Here is a 265-nt window from a genome sequence, read left to right on the forward strand (position 1 = left end):
GGCAAAGGCAGAGTGAACACCTTTGCCAAGAATCATTACCGGATTTTGTGCCTGTTCGATGAGAGGGATGACTGCCTGTATGCCTTCAGAAGTCAGTGGAAACCTCTTTTGTTCGGATAAGACATCAAATGCCCCTACATCTTCAAGCAATACGTCAAGCGGAATCGATAGATGTACCGGACCCTTGGCTCCGGTGAGCGCTCGTTCTAGAGCATGCTTGAAATATATCGGGAACAAATCCCCTCGCTCGACCCGTGCACTAAAT

1 pseudogene is annotated in these 265 nt (G+C 48.7%); it reads right to left on the minus strand.

The features are described 5' to 3' along the window. Positions 1 to 265: pseudogene (locus tag LKX83_RS32575) on the minus strand (thiamine pyrophosphate-binding protein); the annotation flags it as partial.

This window comes from Cohnella baijiui (genome assembly GCF_020731285.1).
Taxonomy (GTDB): Bacteria; Bacillota; Bacilli; order Paenibacillales; family Paenibacillaceae; genus Cohnella.